Origin of the sequence: Streptomyces phytophilus, from assembly GCF_013870535.1 — a bacterium.
Classification (GTDB): domain Bacteria; phylum Actinomycetota; class Actinomycetes; order Streptomycetales; family Streptomycetaceae; genus Streptomyces; species Streptomyces phytophilus.
Genome location: NZ_JACBXC010001735.1, coordinates 1 through 1,011, shown reverse-complemented (window position 1 = coordinate 1,011; position 1,011 = coordinate 1). Strand labels below are relative to the sequence as shown.

Here is a 1,011-nt window from a genome sequence, read left to right as displayed (position 1 = left end):
CCGTCGCCCGCGAACTCGCCGGCCACGAGCTGTCCGTCGCCCTCCTCGACGCCCGCGACGACGTCGGCGCGGGCACCAGCAAGGCCAACACCGCCATCCTCCACACCGGCTTCGACACCACCCCCGGCACCCTCGAAGCCCGCCTGGTGCGCCGCGGCTACGCGCTGCTGTCGGCGTACGCGAAGGCCACCGGCATCCCCGTCGAGAACACCGGCGCCCTCCTCGTCGCCTGGACCGACGAGGAACTGGCCGCCCTGCCCCGGCTGCACGACAAGGCGGTCGCCAACGGCTACGACGAGTGCCTGCCGCTGACCGCCGAGGAGGTCTACGCCCAGGTCCCCGCCCTCGGCCCCGGCGCGCTCGGCGGGCTCGCCGTCCCCGGCGAGTCCGTGATCTGCTCCTGGACCACCACCCTGGCGCTCGCCACCGAGGCGCGGACGCGCGGCGCCGCCGTCCTCCTCGGCCACCGCGTCGAGGCCGCGGAACCCGGCCCGGCCGCCACCACCCTGCGCACCGCCGCGGGCGACGTCACCGCCCGCTGGGTCGTCAACGCCGCGGGCCTGGCCGCCGACACCGTCGACGCACTCTTCGGGCACGACCGCTTCACCGTCACCCCGCGCCGCGGCGAACTCCTCGTCTACGACAAGCTCGCCCGCCCCCTCGCGCCGCGCATCGTGCTGCCCGTGCCGACCGCCCGCGGCAAGGGCGTGCTCATCAGCCCCACCATCTACGGCAACGTCATGCTCGGCCCCACCGCCGAGGACCTCGGCGACCGGGGCGACACCGCGACCACCGCCACCGGCTACGACTTCCTGCTGGCCAGGGGCGAACGCCTGATGCCCCGGCTGCTCCGGGAGGAGGTCACGGCGGCGTACGCGGGGCTGCGCGCGGCGATCGACCGCGACGACTACCTCGTCGAGGCCGACGCCGAGCGGCGCTACCTCCTCGTCGGCGGCATCCGCTCCACCGGCCTGTCCGCCTCCCTCGCCCTCGCGGAACACGCCCGCGACC

Annotated in this window: 1 protein-coding gene; it reads left to right on the top strand. The window is 76.0% G+C overall.

Annotation, left to right across the window (positions count from 1 at the left end):
• The coding region (locus H5J30_RS35620; protein WP_181791918.1) for an NAD(P)/FAD-dependent oxidoreductase at positions 1 to 1,011 on the top strand (1,011 nt) is incomplete at both ends.